At 43.3% G+C, this 20,903-nt stretch carries 17 protein-coding genes and 1 other RNA gene; all 18 read left to right on the forward strand.

Going from position 1 to position 20,903, the window contains the following annotated elements; all coding sequences use genetic code 11:
* Positions 1-91 precede the first annotated feature (91 nt).
* The 18 genes from pdxR (at position 92) to scfB (ending at position 20,627) form a co-directional block, all read left to right on the forward strand.
* Positions 92-1,486 carry a MocR-like pyridoxine biosynthesis transcription factor PdxR gene (pdxR, locus tag FZC40_RS08775; RefSeq protein WP_148603520.1) on the forward strand — a complete coding sequence of 465 codons (1,395 nt, stop codon included), beginning with the start codon at positions 92-94 and terminating at the stop codon, positions 1,484-1,486.
* A 73-nt stretch (positions 1,487-1,559) separates the two neighbouring features.
* Entirely contained in the window at positions 1,560-4,028 is a 2,469-nt protein-coding gene (locus FZC40_RS08780) for a U32 family peptidase (RefSeq protein WP_186843761.1), read from the forward strand.
* Positions 4,029-4,032: 4 nt separating this feature from the next.
* Positions 4,033-6,402 (forward strand): endonuclease MutS2, encoded by a 2,370-nt coding sequence (locus FZC40_RS08785; RefSeq protein ID WP_148603522.1) that lies wholly within the window; start codon positions 4,033-4,035, stop codon positions 6,400-6,402.
* Positions 6,403-6,486: 84 nt separating this feature from the next.
* Positions 6,487-7,020, forward strand: coding sequence for a dCTP deaminase (gene dcd / locus FZC40_RS08790; RefSeq protein ID WP_148567608.1), 534 nt, complete (start codon positions 6,487-6,489; stop codon positions 7,018-7,020).
* Between the two features lie 46 nt (positions 7,021-7,066).
* Positions 7,067-8,233 (forward strand): cysteine desulfurase family protein, encoded by a 1,167-nt coding sequence (locus FZC40_RS08795; protein WP_148603523.1) that lies wholly within the window; start codon positions 7,067-7,069, stop codon positions 8,231-8,233.
* An 18-nt stretch (positions 8,234-8,251) separates the two neighbouring features.
* The gene (gene thiI / locus FZC40_RS08800; protein WP_148603524.1) at positions 8,252-9,412 is read left to right on the forward strand and encodes a tRNA uracil 4-sulfurtransferase ThiI; all 1,161 of its coding nucleotides are present in this window, start codon (positions 8,252-8,254) and stop codon (positions 9,410-9,412) included.
* A 385-nt stretch (positions 9,413-9,797) separates the two neighbouring features.
* Entirely contained in the window at positions 9,798-11,612 is a 1,815-nt protein-coding gene (gene hflX / locus FZC40_RS08805; RefSeq protein WP_148603525.1) for a GTPase HflX, read from the forward strand.
* 3 nt (positions 11,613-11,615) lie between these two features.
* On the forward strand, positions 11,616-12,254 hold the full coding sequence (locus tag FZC40_RS08810; protein ID WP_148603526.1) for a YigZ family protein: 639 nt from the start codon (positions 11,616-11,618) through the stop codon (positions 12,252-12,254).
* Positions 12,255-12,551: 297 nt separating this feature from the next.
* Positions 12,552-13,040 carry a VanZ family protein gene (locus FZC40_RS08815; RefSeq protein WP_148603527.1) on the forward strand — a complete coding sequence of 163 codons (489 nt, stop codon included), beginning with the start codon at positions 12,552-12,554 and terminating at the stop codon, positions 13,038-13,040.
* Positions 13,041-13,064: 24 nt separating this feature from the next.
* Positions 13,065-14,426: a DNA repair protein RadA gene (gene radA, locus FZC40_RS08820; RefSeq protein WP_148603528.1), complete on the forward strand. Its 1,362-nt coding sequence runs from the start codon at positions 13,065-13,067 to the stop codon at positions 14,424-14,426.
* A 76-nt stretch (positions 14,427-14,502) separates the two neighbouring features.
* Positions 14,503-14,684, forward strand: a non-coding RNA gene (gene ssrS, locus FZC40_RS08825) — 6S RNA.
* Between the two features lie 104 nt (positions 14,685-14,788).
* Positions 14,789-15,391, forward strand: a complete 603-nt coding sequence (gene ruvA / locus FZC40_RS08830) for a Holliday junction branch migration protein RuvA (protein WP_148603529.1) — start codon at positions 14,789-14,791, stop codon at positions 15,389-15,391.
* A 3-nt stretch (positions 15,392-15,394) separates the two neighbouring features.
* Positions 15,395-16,459 (forward strand): Holliday junction branch migration DNA helicase RuvB, encoded by a 1,065-nt coding sequence (ruvB, locus tag FZC40_RS08835; protein ID WP_148603530.1) that lies wholly within the window; start codon positions 15,395-15,397, stop codon positions 16,457-16,459.
* Complete coding sequence (queA, locus tag FZC40_RS08840; protein WP_148603531.1) at positions 16,452-17,477, forward strand: tRNA preQ1(34) S-adenosylmethionine ribosyltransferase-isomerase QueA; 1,026 nt, start codon at positions 16,452-16,454, stop codon at positions 17,475-17,477. The genes ruvB and queA overlap by 8 nt, the downstream gene beginning before the upstream one ends.
* 32 nt (positions 17,478-17,509) lie before the next feature.
* A complete protein-coding gene (gene tgt, locus FZC40_RS08845) occupies positions 17,510-18,631 on the forward strand; it encodes a tRNA guanosine(34) transglycosylase Tgt (protein ID WP_148603532.1) in 1,122 nt (373 codons plus the stop codon).
* Between the two features lie 18 nt (positions 18,632-18,649).
* Positions 18,650-19,036, forward strand: a complete 387-nt coding sequence (gene yajC / locus FZC40_RS08850; RefSeq protein WP_148603533.1) for a preprotein translocase subunit YajC — start codon at positions 18,650-18,652, stop codon at positions 19,034-19,036.
* Between the two features lie 30 nt (positions 19,037-19,066).
* Complete coding sequence (scfA, locus tag FZC40_RS08855; RefSeq protein ID WP_083837856.1) at positions 19,067-19,213, forward strand: six-cysteine ranthipeptide SCIFF; 147 nt, start codon at positions 19,067-19,069, stop codon at positions 19,211-19,213.
* Positions 19,214-19,274: 61 nt separating this feature from the next.
* On the forward strand, positions 19,275-20,627 hold the full coding sequence (scfB, locus tag FZC40_RS08860) for a thioether cross-link-forming SCIFF peptide maturase (protein WP_148603534.1): 1,353 nt from the start codon (positions 19,275-19,277) through the stop codon (positions 20,625-20,627).
* Positions 20,628-20,903: the final 276 nt, after the last annotated feature.

A 20,903-nucleotide genomic window follows, 5' to 3' on the forward strand; every position in this document is an offset into this window, starting at 1 on the left:
TGATTTTCAAATACTCTTATTATAAGATAAAGGTGAACCCATTAAAAGAATCAGTTTTACACAATATGTTAGGATCAAACAAGGAGAGTCGATGATTACGATACCGTTTAAAAATGAAGGACAGTTCCTTTATGAGGAAATATATGAATTCCTGAAAAATGAAATTATTCTTGGCAATTTAAAAAACTGTGAGAAATTACCGTCCAAACGAAATATGGCCAGTCATCTGGCGGTGAGTGTTAATACGGTTGATGCGGCTTATGGCCAATTAGTGGCTGAAGGTTATTTGGAGGCTGTTCCTAAAAAAGGATATTACGTCTGCGAAATTGATACTTATCTGCAGAATGAAAAAAGAGCCGTCTCGAAAAATAAAGTTGAGTCTAAAAAAAATGAGATCAATGGTATCGATTTTTCTCCGAATATGATTGATCAACGGATTTTTCCATATGATGCGTTTAGAAAAATATTTAAAGCAACTTTTAATGAATATGATCTGAATCTATTGAACAAACCGGATATTCAGGGAGAACCTGAATTAAGAAAAGCCCTGGTAAATTTATTGTACCGTTCCAGAGGGGTGGTTTGTACGGCAGACCAGATCGTTATCGGTTCCGGTACCGACCATCTGCTGCAAACCCTGGACCTGCTTTGGGGAAACAGTAAAGAAATTATTCTGGAAAATCCGGTCTATCTTAAAGCCTATAATATTTTTGAAAAAATGGGGAATAAGGTCATCTCTGTGGATATTGACAAAAAAGGGATTCGTATCGAGCCGTTAAAGAATCATAAAAATGTAGCCATTTACGTGACGCCGTCGCATCAATTCCCGTTGGGAATCAGTATGCCGATTGATCGTCGGATCAAACTGCTCAATTTTGCAAATAAAGAAGAGCAGATCTATATTATCGAAGATGACTATGACAGCGAATTTCGTTACAATGAAAAACCATTACCGTCATTGCAGAGTATCGACAAGAATGGAAAAGTTATCTATATCGGTACTTTTTCAAAATCAATTGCACCTTCGATGAGAATCAGTTACATGGTTTTGCCGGATTCGCTACTAAAGACGTATTTGGAAATTGCCGATCAAATCAGTTCTCCGGTTTCAAGTCTTGAACAAAGGATGATTGCGGCATTTATTTCAGGCGGTTTTTTCGAAAAACATGTCAATAAAATGCGTAAGGTCTATAAGGAAAAACGCATTACTCTGATGGATGAGTTGGGCCAATTGGGTGATCAGGTTAAGATCACCGGTGAAAATGCCGGGCATCATCTGCTGGTGCAATTAAACAAGGGGTTAAGTGAGAAAGAAATGTGTGAATGCGCCCTGGCTTTGGGCGTCAAGGTCTATCCGGTGTCACCCTATTTTATTCATGGGGTTTCAAAGAAATTTGAAAGCATGGTTTTATTGGGCTACGGCTCGTTAACGACAGAGCAGATTTATGAGGGCATCAATTTGTTAAAAAAAGCATGGGATTTGTAATAATATGTTATAATAATTAATTGCATAGAATTGTGAGAATATGAGATTAAAAATAAAGAAACAAGAGGTAAGAATGAATAAAAAACCAGAACTGCTTGCACCTGCTGGAACCATGGATGCCATTATTGCTGCTGTAAACGGTGGAGCAGATGCGGTATATTTTGGTGGAAAAGCCTTTAATGCCCGTCGTAATGCCGAAAACATGACGGAAGAGGAAATCAGAACGGCGGTGGCGCTATGTCATTACCGTGGGGTGAAGGTGTATGTCACGCTTAATATATTAATTAAAAATAGTGAATTCGAGGCGCTTATCAAGACCCTTAATTTTTTGAAAAACCTCCATGTCGATGGGCTGATTGTCCAGGATATGGGAGTGATTTATTTAATCAAACATTATTTTCCGGAGTTTAAACTGCAAACCAGCACCCAGGCTTCGGTTTATGGGCTGGAAGGCGTGTTGTTTTTTCAGGAACAGGGTTTTTCCCGCGTCGTACTACCCCGAGAAATGCCGTTAACTCAGGTGGCGGAAATTAAAAAAAAGACGCAGATCGAATTAAAAATATTCTGTCACGGCGCCCTGTGCTACGCTTATTCGGGACAATGTTTAATGAGCAGTATGATCGGGGGACGAAGCGGCAATCGGGGACTTTGTGCCCAGCCCTGCCGGAAACCCTATCAGCTTTTTGATGAACAAGACCAGTTGATCAATGAGGGCTATTTATTAAGCCCGAAGGATTTAAAAACCCTCGAAGAGATGGAGGCGATTGTTGCCGCTGGTGTGGATGCGTTAAAAATTGAAGGCCGGATGAAAACCCCGGAGTATGTTTATGGGATTACCCGCGCCTATCGGGAACGAATTGATGAGGTCTTTGGTGAGAAACCCGCAAAAACCATCAACGATCAGGCCGTTATGCAGGTCTTTAACCGGGATTTTACCCGCGGTCATTTGTTCAATGAAGCGGATATCTTGAATCCTCAGGTTGGTAAAAATAGAGGCATTTTGATTGGTCAGGTCATGGCCATGCCAAAATCACAAAACAGCAAAAATTACGGGGCTTATCCGCATTTGGCGCTCAGTTTGAATCAGGATGCCGAGCTTTCCCTTGGGGATGGCTTATCTTTTGGTGAAGACGGCAAAATTGGTGCGAAGGTGGATGGAATTTTCACTTTGGATGGCAGTCGGCTGGAAAAGGGCCATGGTGGAGAAGTCATTGCTATTCCCTGTCGGTACAGGGTTGCGCCGGGAACCTTACTGTATAAGAATTTTGATAAGGGCTTAATGGATCAGCTGCATCAATGGGGTTCGGTGCCGGTGAATCAGCCGGAGGCGGTGGTGAATTTCAAGCTGACGATAAAGGCAGAGCTGCCGGTGAAAATCGTTGCTGCATCCCAAGGAATTGAGGTGTCTTATACGGCGGATTTTGAGCCGGAAATGCCGCTGAAAAATCCACTGGATGAAGCCATCATCAGCGAACAGATTTCACGCCTTGGCGCAACGGATTTTGCACTGGGAACAATCGCGATCGATATGGATGCAAATCTGTTTTTATCCCGAAGTCAGCTGAATTTGCTCCGAAAAGAAGTTATTGGAAAGCTGGAGGCTAAAATCACAGAGGTGTCTGAAACGAGTGCCGACGATTTGATTACGATCGTTCCGCTGGAAAAAGAACTGCATGGCAATCAAAAATCGCTTGATAAAGAAAACAGCAGGAAGCGGATTTCGCTGGAATTCCGAGAAATGCCGTCACGCGAGTGGCTGTCGCAACTCGGCAATCTAGGCGTTGATGAGGTGGTATTGCCATTGCTGGGAGAAGGCGTTGCAGAAATGGCGGCTTTTTCAAAAGAATGCGGCTTAAACGTTTTGCTGAAAACACCCAAAATAATGGATGATGCCGGTTCGCAAAAAGTGCGCCGATTATCGAATCAGGATATTAAACATGACGGGTTTCTGATTGGAAATTATGAAGCCCTGCAACTGCTGAAAAATCGGTCCGATTATTTGGAAGCGGATCAGTCCTTTAACCTGTTTAATACCCTGGCGGCACGGGCATTAAAAGAGTGGCAGGTCAAAGGTGGGGTTTTGTCTCCAGAACTGGATGAAACACAATTAAAGGAAATTTCGGAGTATTCGGATCTTACCATGGTGTTGCCGGTTTACGGTACGCAGGAGCTGATGGTGAGCAAAAAATGCCTGTTCAGATGTGCCAACTGTCAGGAGAAAAGCAAAGGAACAACCGGCCTTTGTCATATGGAAATGACTGGAAATCTGGCGGATGAGCGAGGCGGATATTTCCCGGTAAAACGCGATAATCAGGGGCTTATTCACATTTATAATCGGGACACGCTGTTCTTACGAGAAGAAATTCTGGCTTTGCACGGGGTCGATACCTGGCGGATTTACCACCGCAACGAAGCGCTTGAAACCTTAAAAATCATTATCAATTATTACCGTCGGGATATTTATGAGGAGCATTGGGGTCTGCCGGAAGGGCTAAGCACGGCGGGGACGACCCGGGGAAGTTTTAAACGAGGAGTGAAATAAGGACATGGATCAAAGAAGTCTTAAAGTCTTAGAATATCATAAAATTTTAAAAAGTCTGATGGAAAATTGTGTGACCCAGGGGGGGAAGGAACAAGTTGAGGAGTTACTGCCCCTGGAAACCTTATCCGCCGTGAATCGCGGCCTTGATTTAACCAATGAAAGCTTGGGCATGATTCTGCGAAATGGGAGACCGCCGTTAGCGGATGTGCCAAATACCAGTGATTATGTCAAACGCGCGGTCATTGGCTCGATGCTTTCGATGAAGGAACTTCTTTCCATTGCCACCCTGCTGCACATTGCCAGGGATATGGATGACTACTATCATGGGGATACCCAAATGGACAACCTGATTTTATTGAAAGATCTTTTTGAATCCCTGGAAACCTGTGAGGAATTGGAAAAAGAAATTAACCGAAAAATATTAGGCCCTGAGGAAATGGCCGACACAGCTTCCCGGGAACTCGCCCGAATTCGTCGGGAAATGCAGTTTAAAAACAATCGGATTAGTGAAAAGCTCAACCATATGGTGAGCTCAACGGCCTATGAAAAAATTCTTCAGGAAAAAATTGTCACCATTCGCAACAACCGTTACGTGATTCCGGTCAAGCAAGAATACCGCAGCCAGGTTCCGGGGATTGTTTTGGATAAATCGGCCAGCGGCGCCACTTTGTATATTGAGCCGATGGCGGTGGTGGAACTGAATAATGATATCAAAATTCTGGTGGCAGAAGAGGAACAGGAAATCATCCGAATCCTCAAAGATCTGACCCAAAAGGTTGCCGAAAGCCGTGATAACATCATCGGTAATTATGATGTGCTGGTGGATCTGGACTTTCAATTTGCCAAAGGGAAATACGGCTTGGCTGTTAATGGCGTCAAGGCTACGGTGACTGAGATCGGACCGATTGAACTGTTGCGGGCAAAACATCCCCTGATTCCTGAGGATCAGGTGGTGGCATCGGATATCTATTTTGACGAGTCAATTAATACCATGGTGATTACCGGACCGAACACCGGGGGGAAAACCGTGACCTTAAAAACCATCGGGCTTTTGAATCTGATGGTACAGTCGGGACTTTTTATTCCGGTTCGGGAAGGCAGCAAAACCAGAATTTTCAAAGATATTTTCGCCGATATTGGCGATGAACAGAGTATTGAGCAGAGTTTGAGCACCTTTTCCTCTCATATGACGAATATTGTCGAAATCATGGGTAAAGCGGATCAAAACAGTCTGGTTCTTTTTGATGAATTAGGAGCCGGAACCGATCCGACGGAAGGGGCAGCCCTGGCAATATCGGTTCTTAATACTCTACATCTTTGTGGAGTGACCAGTATATCAACAACCCATTACAGTGAACTGAAGGAGTTTGCTCTGGTGACACCGGGGGTGGTTAATGCCAGTGTAGAATTTGATGTCAAAACATTAAGGCCAACCTATCGCCTTCTGATCGGGGTTCCGGGAAAATCCAACGCTTTTGAAATTGCCAGGCGGTTGGGGCTGAGTGATGACATTATCGAACATTCACGGGAGCTCATTAAAAACGAAGCCATCCGATTTGAAGAAACCCTGATAAAAATCGATGAAAAGCGCCGCCGAACGGAAGCGGAACACGATGCCATGATTCGTTTGAAACGGGAAACCGAAGAATTGAAACGTCAAATGGATCGGGAAAAGGAACGCTTCGAGGAAGAGAAAAAGGCATTGGTTTTAAAGGCTCAAGAAGAAGCCCTGGAGATTGTACGAAAGACCCGCGAGGAAACGGAAGAAATTTATCGGGAAATACGAACAATTCAGGAAACAACGATCAATGCGGTCAAAGATAATAAAGAGCTTGAAGCCATTCGCAAACGCATCAAAGAAAAAGAAAAAAACATTTATCAATTTGGAAATATTCCGAAAGATTATCAGGGTCAGGCGCTGCGTATGGAAGACTTAAGCATGGGTATGAAGGTTTTTGTTATCAGCCTCCGTCGCGAAGGGGAGATTATCAATCTTTTGCCCAATGAAAACAAGGCGATGGTTCAGTCGGATATGATTAAGCTCAAGGTTGATGTTAAAGACCTGACGCCTTCAACCGCGATTGCCAAACCCGAAGAAAAAAAGGTTACATACAAAAAAGTCGATCGTCATGTAATGAATACAAAACTGGATCTGCGGGGGAAAAATGGTGAGGAATCGCTATTCCTAGTTGAAAAAATGATCGGGGATGCGATGCTGTCGGGAAACAAACAGATCGTAATTGTTCATGGCAAGGGAACCGGGCGGCTTCGTCAGATCATCCATGAATACCTTAAAGGGAATCCCTTGATCGAAGACTTTCGTTTGGGCGCCATGAATGAAGGAGGCTCCGGGGTCACCATCGTTAATCTCTAGCAAAAGATTGACATTGGATACTGCCCATAATACAATTAATAGGAAAATTTTTACGGCAGCACAATTATAATTTTTGGAGGAGTCATGATATTATCGGATAGAACCATTTATGAATATTTAGAAAAAGGGGAGCTGGTTATTGATCCGTTGGAAAAGGGTCAGGTTCAGCCGGCATCAGTGGACATTCGGTTGGGAAGCAGTTATCTGAAGCTGGATGAAAATCATTTTGAGACCATGACTTTAACGGATGAAATTAAATATGTTTCGATGGAAGCCGATGAGATCATCATCCCGTCCAACTCATTTCTATTGGCAACGACAATGGAATACATAAAACTCCCCTGTAATCTGACGGCTTTTGTAGAAGGGCGAAGCTCTGTTGGCAGGATGGGATTATTCATCCAAAATGCCGGCTGGGTTGATCCGGGCTTTGAAGGCGAAATCACGCTTGAACTTTACAATGCCAACCGGCTGCCCATTAAATTGGAAAAAGGCCGACGGATTTGTCAATTGGTATTTGCCCAAATGGATGCGGTGGCATTAAATCCGTATCACGGAAAATATCAGAAACAGCGTTCGGCGGTGGGCAGTCGCATTTTCATGGATGATGAATGCTAGATGCTATCGTCAAAACGCGGGCCTTGGTGAATGAAGGGACAGGATTATGAAAGAAATATATTTAGATAATGCCGCAACAACCAGGGTTCATCCCCAGGTGGCGGAAAAGATGATGGATACGATGTTAAATAATTACGGGAATCCTTCATCGCTTCATCGGCTGGGAATCCGGGCGGAACAGGCGGTCAAAGAAGTTCGCGAACTCGTTGCCGCCACAATCAACTGTCAATCTCAGGATATTTATTTTACTTCCGGCGGTACCGAAGGAAATAACATGATTATCAAGGGAATTGTCGAGAATAAACAGCGCAGTCGGATGCGGATCATTACTTCAGCCACTGAACACCCCTCGGTATTGGATGTTTTTTCATTTTATGAAGAGCATCAGATTGAGGTGGTTGTTTTAGGGGTGGATGAACAGGGGCATATCGACTTGGACGAACTAAAAGCCACGATGAATGCCAGTACGATTTTAGTCAGCATTATGGGCGTGAACAATGAACTGGGCACCATCCAGGATCTCAAAGCGATCGGGAGGATTGTCAAGCAGGCAAATCCCAATTGTGTCTTTCATTCGGATTTCGTCCAGGGATATATGAAAATTCCCATCGATGTGGAGGCCTGTCAGCTGGATGCGCTGACCATGTGCAGCCATAAGATATTTGGCCCCAAAGGGGTGGGTGCCGTCTATATAAAAAAAGGCATCAATTTAAAACCGCTGCTTCGTGGTGGCGGTCAGGAAAACAATATGCGTTCCGGAACCGAAAATGTTCCCGGCATTGTTGGCTTTGGCGAGGCGATTCGGCTTCGAAAAGAGTCGTATCTGGATGAGTTGGAGGCTATTCGTGAGCTTCGCAGCCGCCTCATCAGGGGACTCGAAGATCAGGTCGCGGATATTAAAGTCAACGGCGATCCTAACGGCAGCCCGTATGTGTTAAATGTATCGTTTAACCGGGTTCGCGGTGAAGTGCTGCTGCATAGTCTGGAAGCAAAAGGTATTTATGTTTCTACCGGCTCGGCCTGTTCGTCTCATAAGAAAGAAAAACAATATGTGCTCAAAGCCATCGGGCTTTTAGAAGAATATAAAGAAGGAACCATTCGCATCAGTTTTTCAAAGGATATCACAAAAGAAGATGCCGATGAAGCTGTAAGGGCCATAGCGGAAGCAGTGGCGAGCTTGCGGCTTTTGATAAAAGCGAGACGAAAAAAATAAATCACAGGAGAAAAATTAATGGAACATGTTATTCTGGTTCGATATGGCGAAATTGCTCTAAAAGGACTGAACCGAAATTATTTTATAGAATTATTGGCAAAAAACATCCGCAACACGCTTTGGTGTGTGCCTTCGGCAAAGGTGAAAAAAATTCAGGGGCGAATTATCGTCAATGTGGAAGAAGAAGATCTTAAACTGGGCATGGAACGGATTCAAAAAGTATTCGGCATCGTCTCCGTCAGCCCGGCGATTGTGATTGACAGCGACATTAAAGTGATTGAGGAAAACGCCATTGAGCAGGTCCGATCAGCCGAAGGAATCAAAACCTTTAAAATTACCGCTAAACGCGGAGATAAAACCTTTCCGATTAAATCACCGGATTTGAATTACCGTCTGGGAGAAACGGTTCTTGATGCCGTCGCAGGCATTTCGGTTGACATCCATAACCCGGATTTGAATCTCTGGGTCGAAGTCCGGGAAAAAACCTATATGTATCATGAATTTCTTAAGTGCAACGGCGGCCTCCCGGTCGGCTGCAGCGGAAAAGGCGCGTTATTATTATCCGGCGGAATCGACAGCCCGGTGGCCGGTTATATGATGGCCAAACGAGGCGTCGAGGTGATTGCGGTTTATTTCCACAGCTTCCCGTTTACCAGTGACCGGGCCAAACAAAAAGTAATCGATTTGGCTAAGATCATGAGCCAGTATTGCGGCCGGATTAAATTATATGTGGTGCCCTTTACCGAGGTCCAAACCAAAATTGTGGAGCTGTGCCCGGACCGCCAGACGACGATTATTATTCGCCGGTACATGATGCGCATCGCCGAAATGATTGCTGCAAAAGAAGGGGCCAAAGCCCTGATCACCGGAGAAAGTTTGGGACAGGTGGCAAGCCAGACCATGGAAGGGCTTGGCGCCACGAATGCCGTAGCCAATCTTCCGGTTTTCAGACCGCTGATTGGTTTTGATAAAGCGGATATTGTTAAAATTGCTCAAGAAATTGGTACCTTTGAAACCTCAATTTTGCCTTATGAGGATTGCTGCACGATATTTGTCCCCAAGCATCCGGAAACAAAGCCAAAGATTTCCGAAATGATTCGTTCGGAGGAAGCCATCGCTGAAATGATGGTGGACATGATGGCCACGGCGGTGGAAAACTCCGAAATTGTTAAACTGTAAAATAGTTGTATGCTAAGAGTTTATTAGAAATAGTCCCACAAGCACAGGAGAGACGATCCTTAAGCATTACAGTGTAGGGGCTTAAGCATTACAGTGTAGGGGCTTAAGCGTTACAATGTAGGGGCTCAAGCGTTACAGTGTAGGGGCGATTCCCAATCGCCCGAAGATGTTTGTTTTAAAACTTACGTTCCGGGCGATCATGGATCGCCCCTACGAGCCCAAATTAACGTTAGTATCTTAAAAACCGCTAACCGAAATCCTATCCCCGCAAATATCAGAATACGAGCCCAAATTAACGTTAGTATCTTAAAAACAGTCTTAACCAGGCAATGATTGCCTGGTTTTTGTGTTATAATGAAGCATTCTATTGATTAAGGAAAAAGTGATGACTGATAATAAAAATAATGGCATTCGCCAAAGTTATATGAATGAACTCAATGATCTAATTGGGTATGAAATGGAAAACCAGGTGCTTCTGGATGACTATGTACTTGAAATCATGAGGCGTTTAACCCTGACAATCAAACGGGAAATATTGATTGCCACTAATGAAAAAAACCATATTCAGTGGGTCAATGTCGGTGATGCGGCAACGGTTAGCATTGGCAATGAAGATATGGAGTACCATATAAAATCGCTGAATAAATACCGTGTGATTCATACCCATCCCGGCGGAAATCCGCGGTTATCCGCTGAGGATTTTTCGGCAGCAAAGAAACAGAGCCTTCAGTGCATTGTCGCGATTGGCGTAGATGAAGTGGTGCCGCTTGGCTTTAGTATCGGGGTGCCGGTTATTGAGGAAGAGACCATGGCGTATCGACAGGGACTCTTGAAAAGTCTAAAAGAACTCAATGCCTTTCCTTTGGAGCATTATATTCTTCAAGCCAATCGGTTTATCAAAAATGATCCAAACAATTGCTTTGATGTAGAGGATGATGAAGAAAGAGCGCTTCTGATTGGCTTGGATCTGCCGGGAAATAAAGGCGTTGACCTTAAAGATTCCATGGAAGAGCTGGTTCAATTGGTTAAAACAGCGGGTGGCGTGGTTGTTGAACAGGTGTGCCAGGCAAGGAGTCAGATTGATTCCACATTTTACGTGGGCAAAGGAAAACTTCAGGAGTTGATTAAAGTCATCCAAAACAATGATATTAATTTGATTGTCGCCAATGATGAGCTTAATTCCAAGCAAATTGCCAATATTGAAGCGGCTACCGGAACGAAAACGGTCGATCGAACGACGATTATTTTGGATATCTTTGCCCGGCATGCTACTACCCGAGAAGGAAAACTGCAAGTTGAACTGGCACAGCAAAAGTATCGAATGAGTCATCTTAAAGGCTTGGGGATTGTCATGTCCCGGACCGGTGCCGGCATTGGAACCCGGGGTCCCGGCGAAAAAAAATTGGAGACGGATCGTCGCCATATCCGGAAACAGATTGATGAACTGGAAGCAAGGAACGAACGGATTAATAAAAGCAATCAGCTGAATGCGTTGCAGCGCAAAAAAAATAAGGTGAAAACGGTGAGTCTGATCGGCTATACCAACTCCGGTAAAAGCACGTTGTTCAACCGCTTAACCCAAAGCGAAGCGATAACCAGGGATGGCTTATTTATCACCCTGGATTCAACCCTTCGCAAGGTGGATCCGGAATACGGCGATTATCTGGTTTCGGATACGGTTGGCTTTATTGAAAAGCTGCCCCATGATTTAATTACCGCGTTTAAAACCACGTTAAAGGAAGTTGAAACGGCTGATTTACTTCTTCATGTGGTGGATGTCTCCAATCATAATTATGAGGCGCAAATTCAGGTGGTTGATCAGGTGTTGGCTGATATTGGCGTGGGTCATAAAAAAGTAATGATGATTTACAATAAGATCGACAAGCTTTCGCTGGCGGAACAGGAAACCTTTTTATTAAAAAACCAGGCCGCTAAGGAGGAACTTAAACTCTATATTTCAGCTAAACAGGGTTTGGGGATTGATGCTTTGTTTGAAGCCGTCAGTACCGTTTTAATCGGTGAAAAACGTGAAATGAAACTGCTGATTCCCTATGATGACAATAAGTCCATGGCCCTGCTTCATGAAATGAAGGTGGTGTTGGATATTGATTATCAGGGAGAAGGCAATTTGGTAACGATTGAAATGACGGATGGATTTCCCATCCATCTTTTTGAGAAGTACAAAGTATCAGAGGTGTAAAAGTTGGAAGATTACAAAACCGTATTAATTTCAGATGAGACCGAAATAGAAATAAAAAAGTCCCGTTTTATTAATATGGTGTTTCATATTGAAAATGAAGAAGCGGTGGAATCGATGCTAACGCAAATAAGAAAGAAGCATTACAAGGCTACGCATGTCTGTTGGGCCTATGTCCTTAACACCAACCCGAAGCGCCAGAAGTCCAGTGATGATGGGGAACCGCCTGGGACGGCGGGAAAACCGATTTTAGACATCATCAACCATCGGGAACTGAAGGATGTTTTAGTGGTGGTGGTCCGCTATTTCGGCGGCATCAAACTGGGTGCCGGTGGGCTGATTCGTGCTTATGGGGGCGGTGCCGGCGATGTTATAAACCATTGCGGCATTATCAAGAAACAGTATTCAGATCAGTTGCGGATTGTGATTCATTACCCGGCCTATGGCAGTTTAAGCAATGGCCTGTTGGAAAAAGGAATCACGCCGGTCAGTGACGATTTTGGCGAAAAGGTGACCCTGGGTTTTCATATTGCTGTTGCTGAAACAAAGGAATTTCTGGCCTGGGTTGAGGATCAGACCAATGGAAATGTTCAGGTGATCATGGGGGAGCCAGCCTATGTGGATGTACCGGAGATCGTTATATAAATAACAATTGGTGCAACCTCTTTACAATAAATGCAACTTTGTGTATAATAAGTAACTAGAATGATAAAAAGTCCTAAATTTGTATGGATACAATAATGTATTTTAATTTAAGACACCGAAGCGAAAATATCGAAGGGTTACTTTCGGTATTTTTTCTTTTTCCTAAAAATGAAGATCTGCTGTTATGAATGGAAATATGGTGGAATAAATAAGAAATAGCGGTGACTTATTAAAGGTTTGTTGGTTATAATGTCAACGCTGTTATAATCGACAATCGAGATAGAGAGGAAACAACCTATGGCAAAAAACAACCGCGCGGCATTTTTGTTTAAACTGATTTTTCTGGTTTATTTGGGATGCTTATTTATGATGACCTTGTTACCGGATACCAGTAACATAACATATGAAACAACTTATAATCTCATTCCGTTTACAAGTATCGATAATTTCTTTTTTGACATAATGAAGAACGGGATTATCAACTGGGTATTCCTGGCCACCAAGCCGACGGATTTTCAGGATATTATTATGTATACTTTTACCGATTCTTTTAAAAATTTGATGGGAAATATTCTGTTGTTTGTTCCTTTTGGACTATTATATCCATTGTCCCGGAAAAAGCGAGTAAAGTTTTTCGAAGCTTTGGTGCTGATTTTAGGCACCACCTGTGCGATTGAAGTCCTGCAATATTTATTTCTGACCAGTCGTCGGGCGGATATCGATGATGTGATTCTTAATCTGATTGGTGGTTTGATTGGTTATGGAATTTACAAATGGATTGAATAGAGATTCATTCCGTTAGGAGGAAGAATGGCTAAGAAAAAAAGTGTTTTTGTTTGTCAGAACTGTGGTTATGATTCCCCAAAATGGATGGGAAAATGTCCGGAATGCAACCAATGGAATACCATGGTTGAAGAGCTTGATCTTTCAAAGATGGCCGGGAAAGAAAACACCAGAGAACGGGGCGTGTATTCCAAACCCAAATCTTTAGCGGAAATCACTTATTCAGGAGATACTCGGTATCCCACGCAAAATGAGGAATTCGATCGGGTTCTCGGCGGCGGTATTGTTCCGGGGGGGATGATTCTGCTGGGTGGAGATCCGGGAATCGGAAAATCCACGTTGCTTTTGCAAACAACCGAAGCTCTGGGAAATCAGGGCTATAAGATTTTGTATATTTCAGGAGAAGAGTCGGAACAACAATTAAAAATGCGCGGAGAACGGATGAATGTGAAATCGAAGAATATCTTTTTCCTTTCTGAAATTAACATTCCCTATCTCTTGACTATTATTCTGGAAGAGCGGCCGGACATTGTCATTATTGATTCCATTCAGACCATGTACAGTCCGGACATTTCTTCGGCCCCCGGCAGTGTCAGTCAGATCCGGGAAAACACCGGTGCGCTGATGCAGCTGGCGAAGAAGGATAATATTTCGATGATTCTGGTGGGTCATGTCACCAAGGAGGGGAACATTGCCGGCCCTCGGGTTTTAGAACATATGGTGGATACGGTGCTTTATTTTGAGGGTGAGAAATACCACACCTATCGGATCCTCCGGGGCGAGAAAAACCGCTTTGGTTCCACCAATGAGATCGGTATTTTTGAAATGACTGAAAGCGGCCTTCAGCCGGTGGCAAACCCTTCAGAAATGATGCTGGACAGCCGCCCCGAGAACACCTGCGGCTCAGTGGTCGTGCCTTGTATGGAGGGCAGTCGGCCCTTGCTCATTGAGCTTCAGGGACTCATCTCCCCCTGCGGATTTGGAAATCCCCGCCGGATGTCCACGGGAATGGACTGCAACCGCATGGTTTTACTGATGGCGATTATGGAAAAGCGTCTGGGTATTCAGATGCAGTCGGTGGATGCCTATATCAACGTCGTTGGCGGCATAAAAATTGATGAACCGGCCCTGGATCTCGGCGTCATAGCGGTACTTTATTCCAGTTTGAGAAATTTTCAAATACCGGCGGATTTAATGATTCTCGGCGAGGTCGGCCTAACCGGTGAGGTTAGAAACATTCAGAATATGGAAAAGCGGTTGATTGAGGGTAAAAAGCTGGGCTTTAAGCGATGTATTATTCCCAAGGGCAATCAAAAGGGTTTGAATGTTCATGAGATGGAAATTTTACCGGTGGATAATATCCGATCAGCGTTGGATAATTTGCTTTAAAAGCATGATACGGTCTATAATCTAGTTGCAAAAAAAATTTATCCTTTGATTTCAAGCGGTAATCGTGTATAATGGAGTTATCCCAAAGTGATCGTCACATACTTTATTTTTGAACCTACATCATTTTCGAGGGAGTCTGATTGTTCGCTATCAGATGTCGGGCCGCATAATATCAGCGGAAGGCAAAAGCTAGAGACAAGACACCCACCTGGCCTAGGCTAGGGCGTCAAAAATAGAGGACGTCACAATGGGATAAGCACCTAAGGGTGCTTTTTTTGTTGAATTATTTTATTGTTTTGGTACAATAGATAAGATATGCAATAATTGGTATGAGATAGAAACAAGAATTTGAGGGAGAGCAGATGTACGAATATATAATTGGAAGCTTGGAGGAACAGGCGCTGGATTATGTGATCATTGATTTGAATCACATGGGATATAAAATAAAAGTATCTGCCAATACATTGAATGAGCTGCCTTGTCTGCATTCGGAGGTGAAGCTTTTTCTCCATCAGGTTATTAAAGAGGATGAAATGGCTCTTTATGGTTTTGCAACAACGGATGAACGGGAAATATTCCGGACCATGATTGGTATTTCCGGTATCGGGCCAAAAGCAGCAACCGGACTTTTATCGCAGTTCAGCAGTAATGAGCTGATCAATCATATTATCAATAATGATCCTAAAGCGATTGCTAAAGCGCCAGGAATTGGTTTAAAAACGGCCAGTCGAATTATTTTGGAGCTAAAGGATCGGTATAAAGATTTTGCGGGAGTGGATTTTAAAACCGTCAATCCGCATGAAATAAACGATACCGCAACCCAGGCGATAAACGGACTAGTGGGATTGGGGTATAGTATTTCCGAAGCTTCGGAAATGGTATCGAGAGCTTATGGCCCAGATTGCAGTCTTGAAGATTTAATTAAGAGTGCGCTCCGGTCCACTAATCCGTTGAAGGGACGGTAATACATGAAAGAACGTATCATTACCTCTGATTTGATTGAATTAGATGTAGAAATTGAAAAAAATTTAAGGCCCCAGGGCATGGATGAATATATCGGCCAGGAACGCGTCAAAAAGCAGATGAGAATTTTTATTAAAGCGGCTCAAAAAAGAAAAGAGAGTCTGGATCATGTGTTACTTTATGGGCCACCTGGTCTGGGAAAAACAACGCTGGCCAATATTATTGCTAGGGAGATGGGGGTGGGAATTAAAACGACTTCCGGCCCTGCCATTGAAAAGGCTGGCGATTTAGCAGCTATTCTGACCAGCTTAAAGGAAGGCGACATCCTTTTTATTGACGAAATTCATCGACTGCAACGATCGGTTGAAGAGGTACTGTATCCGGCCATGGAGGATTTTGCGCTGGATATTGTGATTGGCAAAGGGCCGGGGGCCCAATCCATCCGGTTGGAGCTGCCGCCCTTTACCTTAATTGGAGCCACTACCCGGGTAGGGTTGCTGACCTCGCCGCTGCGTGATCGATTTGGCATGATTCAGCGGTTGGAACTTTATAATCCGGTGGAGTTAGCGACGATTATCAGGCGTTCAGCCAGAATCCTCGGTATTGAAATGGACGAAGCAGGGGCGATAGAACTCGCCATTCGGTCTCGGGGAACGCCGCGAATTGCCAATCGGTTGTTAAAACGGGTCAGAGATTATTGTGAAATAGAAGGCCGGGGTATTATTGATTTACAAACAACGAAGGAAGCCCTCGATCTTTTTGAAGTGGATGCGGTTGGTCTGGATCAGATTGATCGGATCATGCTGATGACGATTGTCGAAAAATTCGACGGCGGCCCGGTCGGGCTTGATACCCTGGCGGCGGCCATTGGCGAAGAAAAAAACACCATTGAAGAAGTATACGAACCCTATTTGATTCAATTGGGCTTTCTGTCAAAGACGCCCAGAGGCCGAGTGGTTACCAGCCGCGGTTATAACCATTTAGGCGTAGAGGTACTGATGAGCGATTCATCAGAGTTGCAACAAATTAAATTAAAATTTTATGACAGCGAGGAAGAAAACGATGAATAAATCAGATTTCTATTACGATCTGCCAGATGAGCTTATTGCCCAACATCCTTTGGAGAAACGGGATAATTCTCGATTGATGGTGCTTAATCGCCAGAAAAAGACAATTGCAGACCGAAATTTTTTTGATCTTATCGAGTATTTACAACCGGGAGATTTGCTGGTGATGAATAATACCAAGGTTTTGCCGGGAAGGATTTTTGGGCATCGTGAAGATACCGGCGGCAAGATTGAAATTCTGCTGTTAAGACATCTCTCGGATAAAGACTGGGAAATCATGGTGAAGCCTGGAAAAAGAGCGAAGGTCGGTGCAAGGATTGTTTTTAGTCCCGAACTGACGGGCGAAATTACTGGGACCACTCAGGGCGGCCTGCGGGTGATCACTTTTGAATATCCCGGGGTATTTAAAGAGATTATTGACGAGATCGGGTTAATGCCGGTTCCTCCCTATATTCATGAAACCCTAAAGGATAACAATCGTTATCAGACGGTTTATGCCAAGCGTGAAGGTTCTTCAGCGGCACCCACAGCGGGTCTGCATTTCACCCCGGATCTGCTTCAGAAGATCGAAAAAATGGGCGTTAATATTGCCGAAGTAACGCTTCATGTGGGAATCGGGACCTTTCGTCCGGTAAAATGTGATGTGATTGAAGAACATCATATGCATGAAGAATATTTTGAGGTATCGGAAGAAACCGCCCAGGCTATTAAGCGTACGAAAAAAAATGGCGGACGGATTATTGCGGTGGGTACGACTTCGGTCAGAACCTTAGAAAGCAATGCTCAGCTTCACGAGGGAACAGTGGAAGCCTATGCCGGCGTCACGGATATCTTTATTTATCCCGGCTACGAATGGAAAGTGGTCGATGCTGTCATTACCAATTTTCATCTGCCGGAGTCCACCTTATTGATGCTGGTGTCGGCTTTTTACAATCGCGAAGAGATTATGAAAGCGTATCAGACCGCGATTGATCTGAAATATCGCTTTTTCAGCTTTGGTGATGCCATGTTTATCGAATAAGAAAACAGATTATTAAACATTAGGAGAAAAGAATGAGTGAATTTCGTTATGAACTGATTAAAGAGTGCAAAGACACCGGGGCTCGGGTGGGGAAAATACATACGCCGCATGGAGTTATCAATACACCGATTTTTATGCCGGTGGGAACACAGGCGACGGTGAAATCACTTTCTTCGGAGGACTTGGTCGAAATGGACGCAAATGTTATTTTAGGGAATACCTATCATTTGTATTTAAGACCGGGACAGGAGATTATGAAAAAAGCCGGCGGACTCCATCAATTTATGAATTGGAATCGTCCGATATTAACGGATAGCGGGGGATTCCAGGTTTTTTCTTTAAATGAATTAAGAAAGATCACGGAAGACGGTGTTGAATTTATTTCACATTTAGATGGATCCAAACATTTCATGACACCAGAAAAAGCCATCGATATGCAAAATACCATTGGCGGGGATATTATTATGTGTTTTGATGAATGTGCTCCGGCAGGGGCTGATTATGAATACACAAAAAAATCCATGGAAATGACATCGCGATGGGCAAAAAGGTGCAGTGATGCCCATAAGCGCCCGGAAGATCAAGCTTTGTTTGGAATTGTTCAAGGCGGAATGTTTGAGGACTTACGGGCTCAAAGCGTGAAGGATCTCACGGAAATCGGTTTTCCGGGGTATTCCATTGGGGGTCTTAGTGTGGGAGAATCCAAGGCGGTGATGTACCATATCCTGGATGTAACGACGCCGCTGCTGCCTAAAGATAAACCCCGTTATTTAATGGGCGTAGGGTCTTTAGATGCACTTTTTGAAGGCACCGTTCGAGGGATTGATATGTTCGACTGTGTTCTCCAAAGCCGTATTGCCAGAAACGGTACCGCTCTTACCAGTCATGGCAAGGTGGTGGTTCGAAATGCGACTTATAAGGAAGATTTTTCACCGGTTGATCCGGAGTGTGATTGTTTCGTTTGCCGAAACTATACCCGGGCTTATATCCGACATTTGATTAAAACCAATGAAATTTTAGGCGCCAGGTTATTGACATATCACAATTTATACTTTACACTTAGAACAATGGAGAAGATTCGACAGGCGATTATGGATGATCATTTATTGGCCTATAAAGAAGCTTTCTTTGAAAAATATGGCATTGCTGAATAAAAATTAAGGAGAATGAATATGGATTTGACCATGATTCTTCCTCTGGCGTTAGTACTCGTATTCTTTTATTTCTTTATTCTTAGACCACAACAGAAACAACAAAAAGAAGTTAAAAATATGCGCTCAAGTATGAAACCTGGGGATGAAATTATTACGATTGGTGGATTTTATGGTATTGTTTACGCGATTGGTGAAGAAAATGTAACCATCGAGTTATTGCCTGATTACAATAAAGCGGTGATTACAAAGTCTGCTATTTCTAAAATAGTGAGCGTTGAAGATGCGGTAGAAACGGAAGAAGAGGTTTTTGAAGAGCTTGATGAAGAGCTTGACGGAGACCAAAAAGTAGTCGATGCCGAATATGAAGAAATCGATGCTGAAAACACTAAAAAAGACGAAAAATAAATTTTGAATCATTAGAGGGGAGTGAACAAATTGAAACACATTAAAATCATTAAAGAGGGTAAACTCACTGATGTAAAAAACCGAGGATGTGGCGAATGTCAAACTTCCTGCCAGTCAGCTTGTAAGACTTCCTGTACTGTGGGAAACCAAAAATGCAAACAAACGACTGAGAAATAATAACAAAAGCCTGAGGGGCTATCTCGTAAGAGATGGCCCTTTTCTTTTGATAAGGAGAAAAATGATACATAAATACAAACTTAATGGACTGAATATTGTTTTGGATGTGGATACCAGTGGGGTGCTGACGGTTGATGACTTAACCTATGAATTATTAGATGGTTATGGAGAAAAGACCGATGATGAATTAATCAAAGCATTCGGGGAAAGATACCCAGCCGCAGAAATAGGCGAATGTCTGGCAGAAATAAAGACATTGAAAGAAGAAGGCATTTTATTTAAAGAAGTAAAATATAAAAAAAACAACTATGCCAATGGCGATCTGATTAAGGCTTTGTGTCTTCATATTGCCCATGACTGCAACCTTAAATGCACGTATTGTTTTGCGGCGCAGGGCGATTTTGACGGCGAAAAAATGCTGATGCCGTTGGAAGTTGGGAAGAAAGCCATCGATTTTATTGTTGCCCAATCAAAAAACAGAGAAAACCTGGAGATTGACTTTTTTGGCGGAGAGCCGCTGATGAATTTAGATGTGGTTAAGGAATTAGTCGCTTATGGTAATGAAATGGCTGAAAAAAATCATAAGAAATTCAAATACACGATGACCACCAATGGGGTATTACTTAATGAAGAAACCCGGGAATATCTGAATGAAACCATGGATAATATTGTACTGAGTCTTGACGGTCGTAAGGAAGTCAATGACCGCATGCGTCAAACTGTTAACGATAAAGGTTCATATGACATCATCATTAATAACATCAAGGCCATGGCCGAGATGCGCGGCGAGAAAGATCATTATGTTCGGGGAACCTATACCCATCACAACCTGGATTTTTCCAGGGATGTACAATTTCTGGCAGAAGAAGGTTTTAAAAGCATTTCAGTAGAGCCGGTGGTTTCAGAAGCTTCAAAAGACTATGCCATAACTGAAGAAGATCTGCCGGAAATATTTGCGGAATATGATAAGCTGGCATTATCCTATTTAAAACGTCATCAAGACGGACTTCACTATAATTTCTTCCATTTCAATGTAGATTTGGATCATGGCCCTTGTGTCTATAAACGTCTTTCCGGCTGCGGGGCCGGAAGAGACTATGTGGCAGTAACGCCGGAAGGGGACGTCTACCCATGTCATCAATTTGTCGGAAATGAAGCGTTTAAAATGGGCGATGTATTTCAGGGCATAACCAACAATGAAATTAGAAACGAGTTTGAGGCCGGAAATCTGCTGGAAAAGGAAGCCTGCACTCAGTGCTGGTGCAAATATTTCTGCGGCGGCGGATGTCATGCCAATGCCTATAATTTCAACGGCACCATTATGAAACCGCATCATGTCAGCTGTGAAATTGAACGGCGACGCGTTGAAAATGCCATCATGATTTCAATTATTGAAAGTGGTGAACAGGCATAAACCGGTTAGTTTAAACCCTCGGAGGGTTAACCGATTTGAAACAAAGACTACCCCAAAAGTAGAAGTAAATACTGGGGGACAATCGTAACAGAAGCTGTCCCCCGAACGGTTTTAGAACCCTTAGCTTGAACATTTTTGACAAGCCGTATTATTTATGATAAATTATACCTATCTACAAAAACATTAAAACTTCAAAATCAATCTACAGCAAATGAACTGATTTTAAAATTCTTATCATTCAAAACTCAAATTCATTTATTATTATCCACGGAGGCA

It is taken from the genome of Acetobacterium tundrae (assembly GCF_008086615.1).
Classification (GTDB): Bacteria; Bacillota; Clostridia; order Eubacteriales; family Eubacteriaceae; genus Acetobacterium; species Acetobacterium tundrae.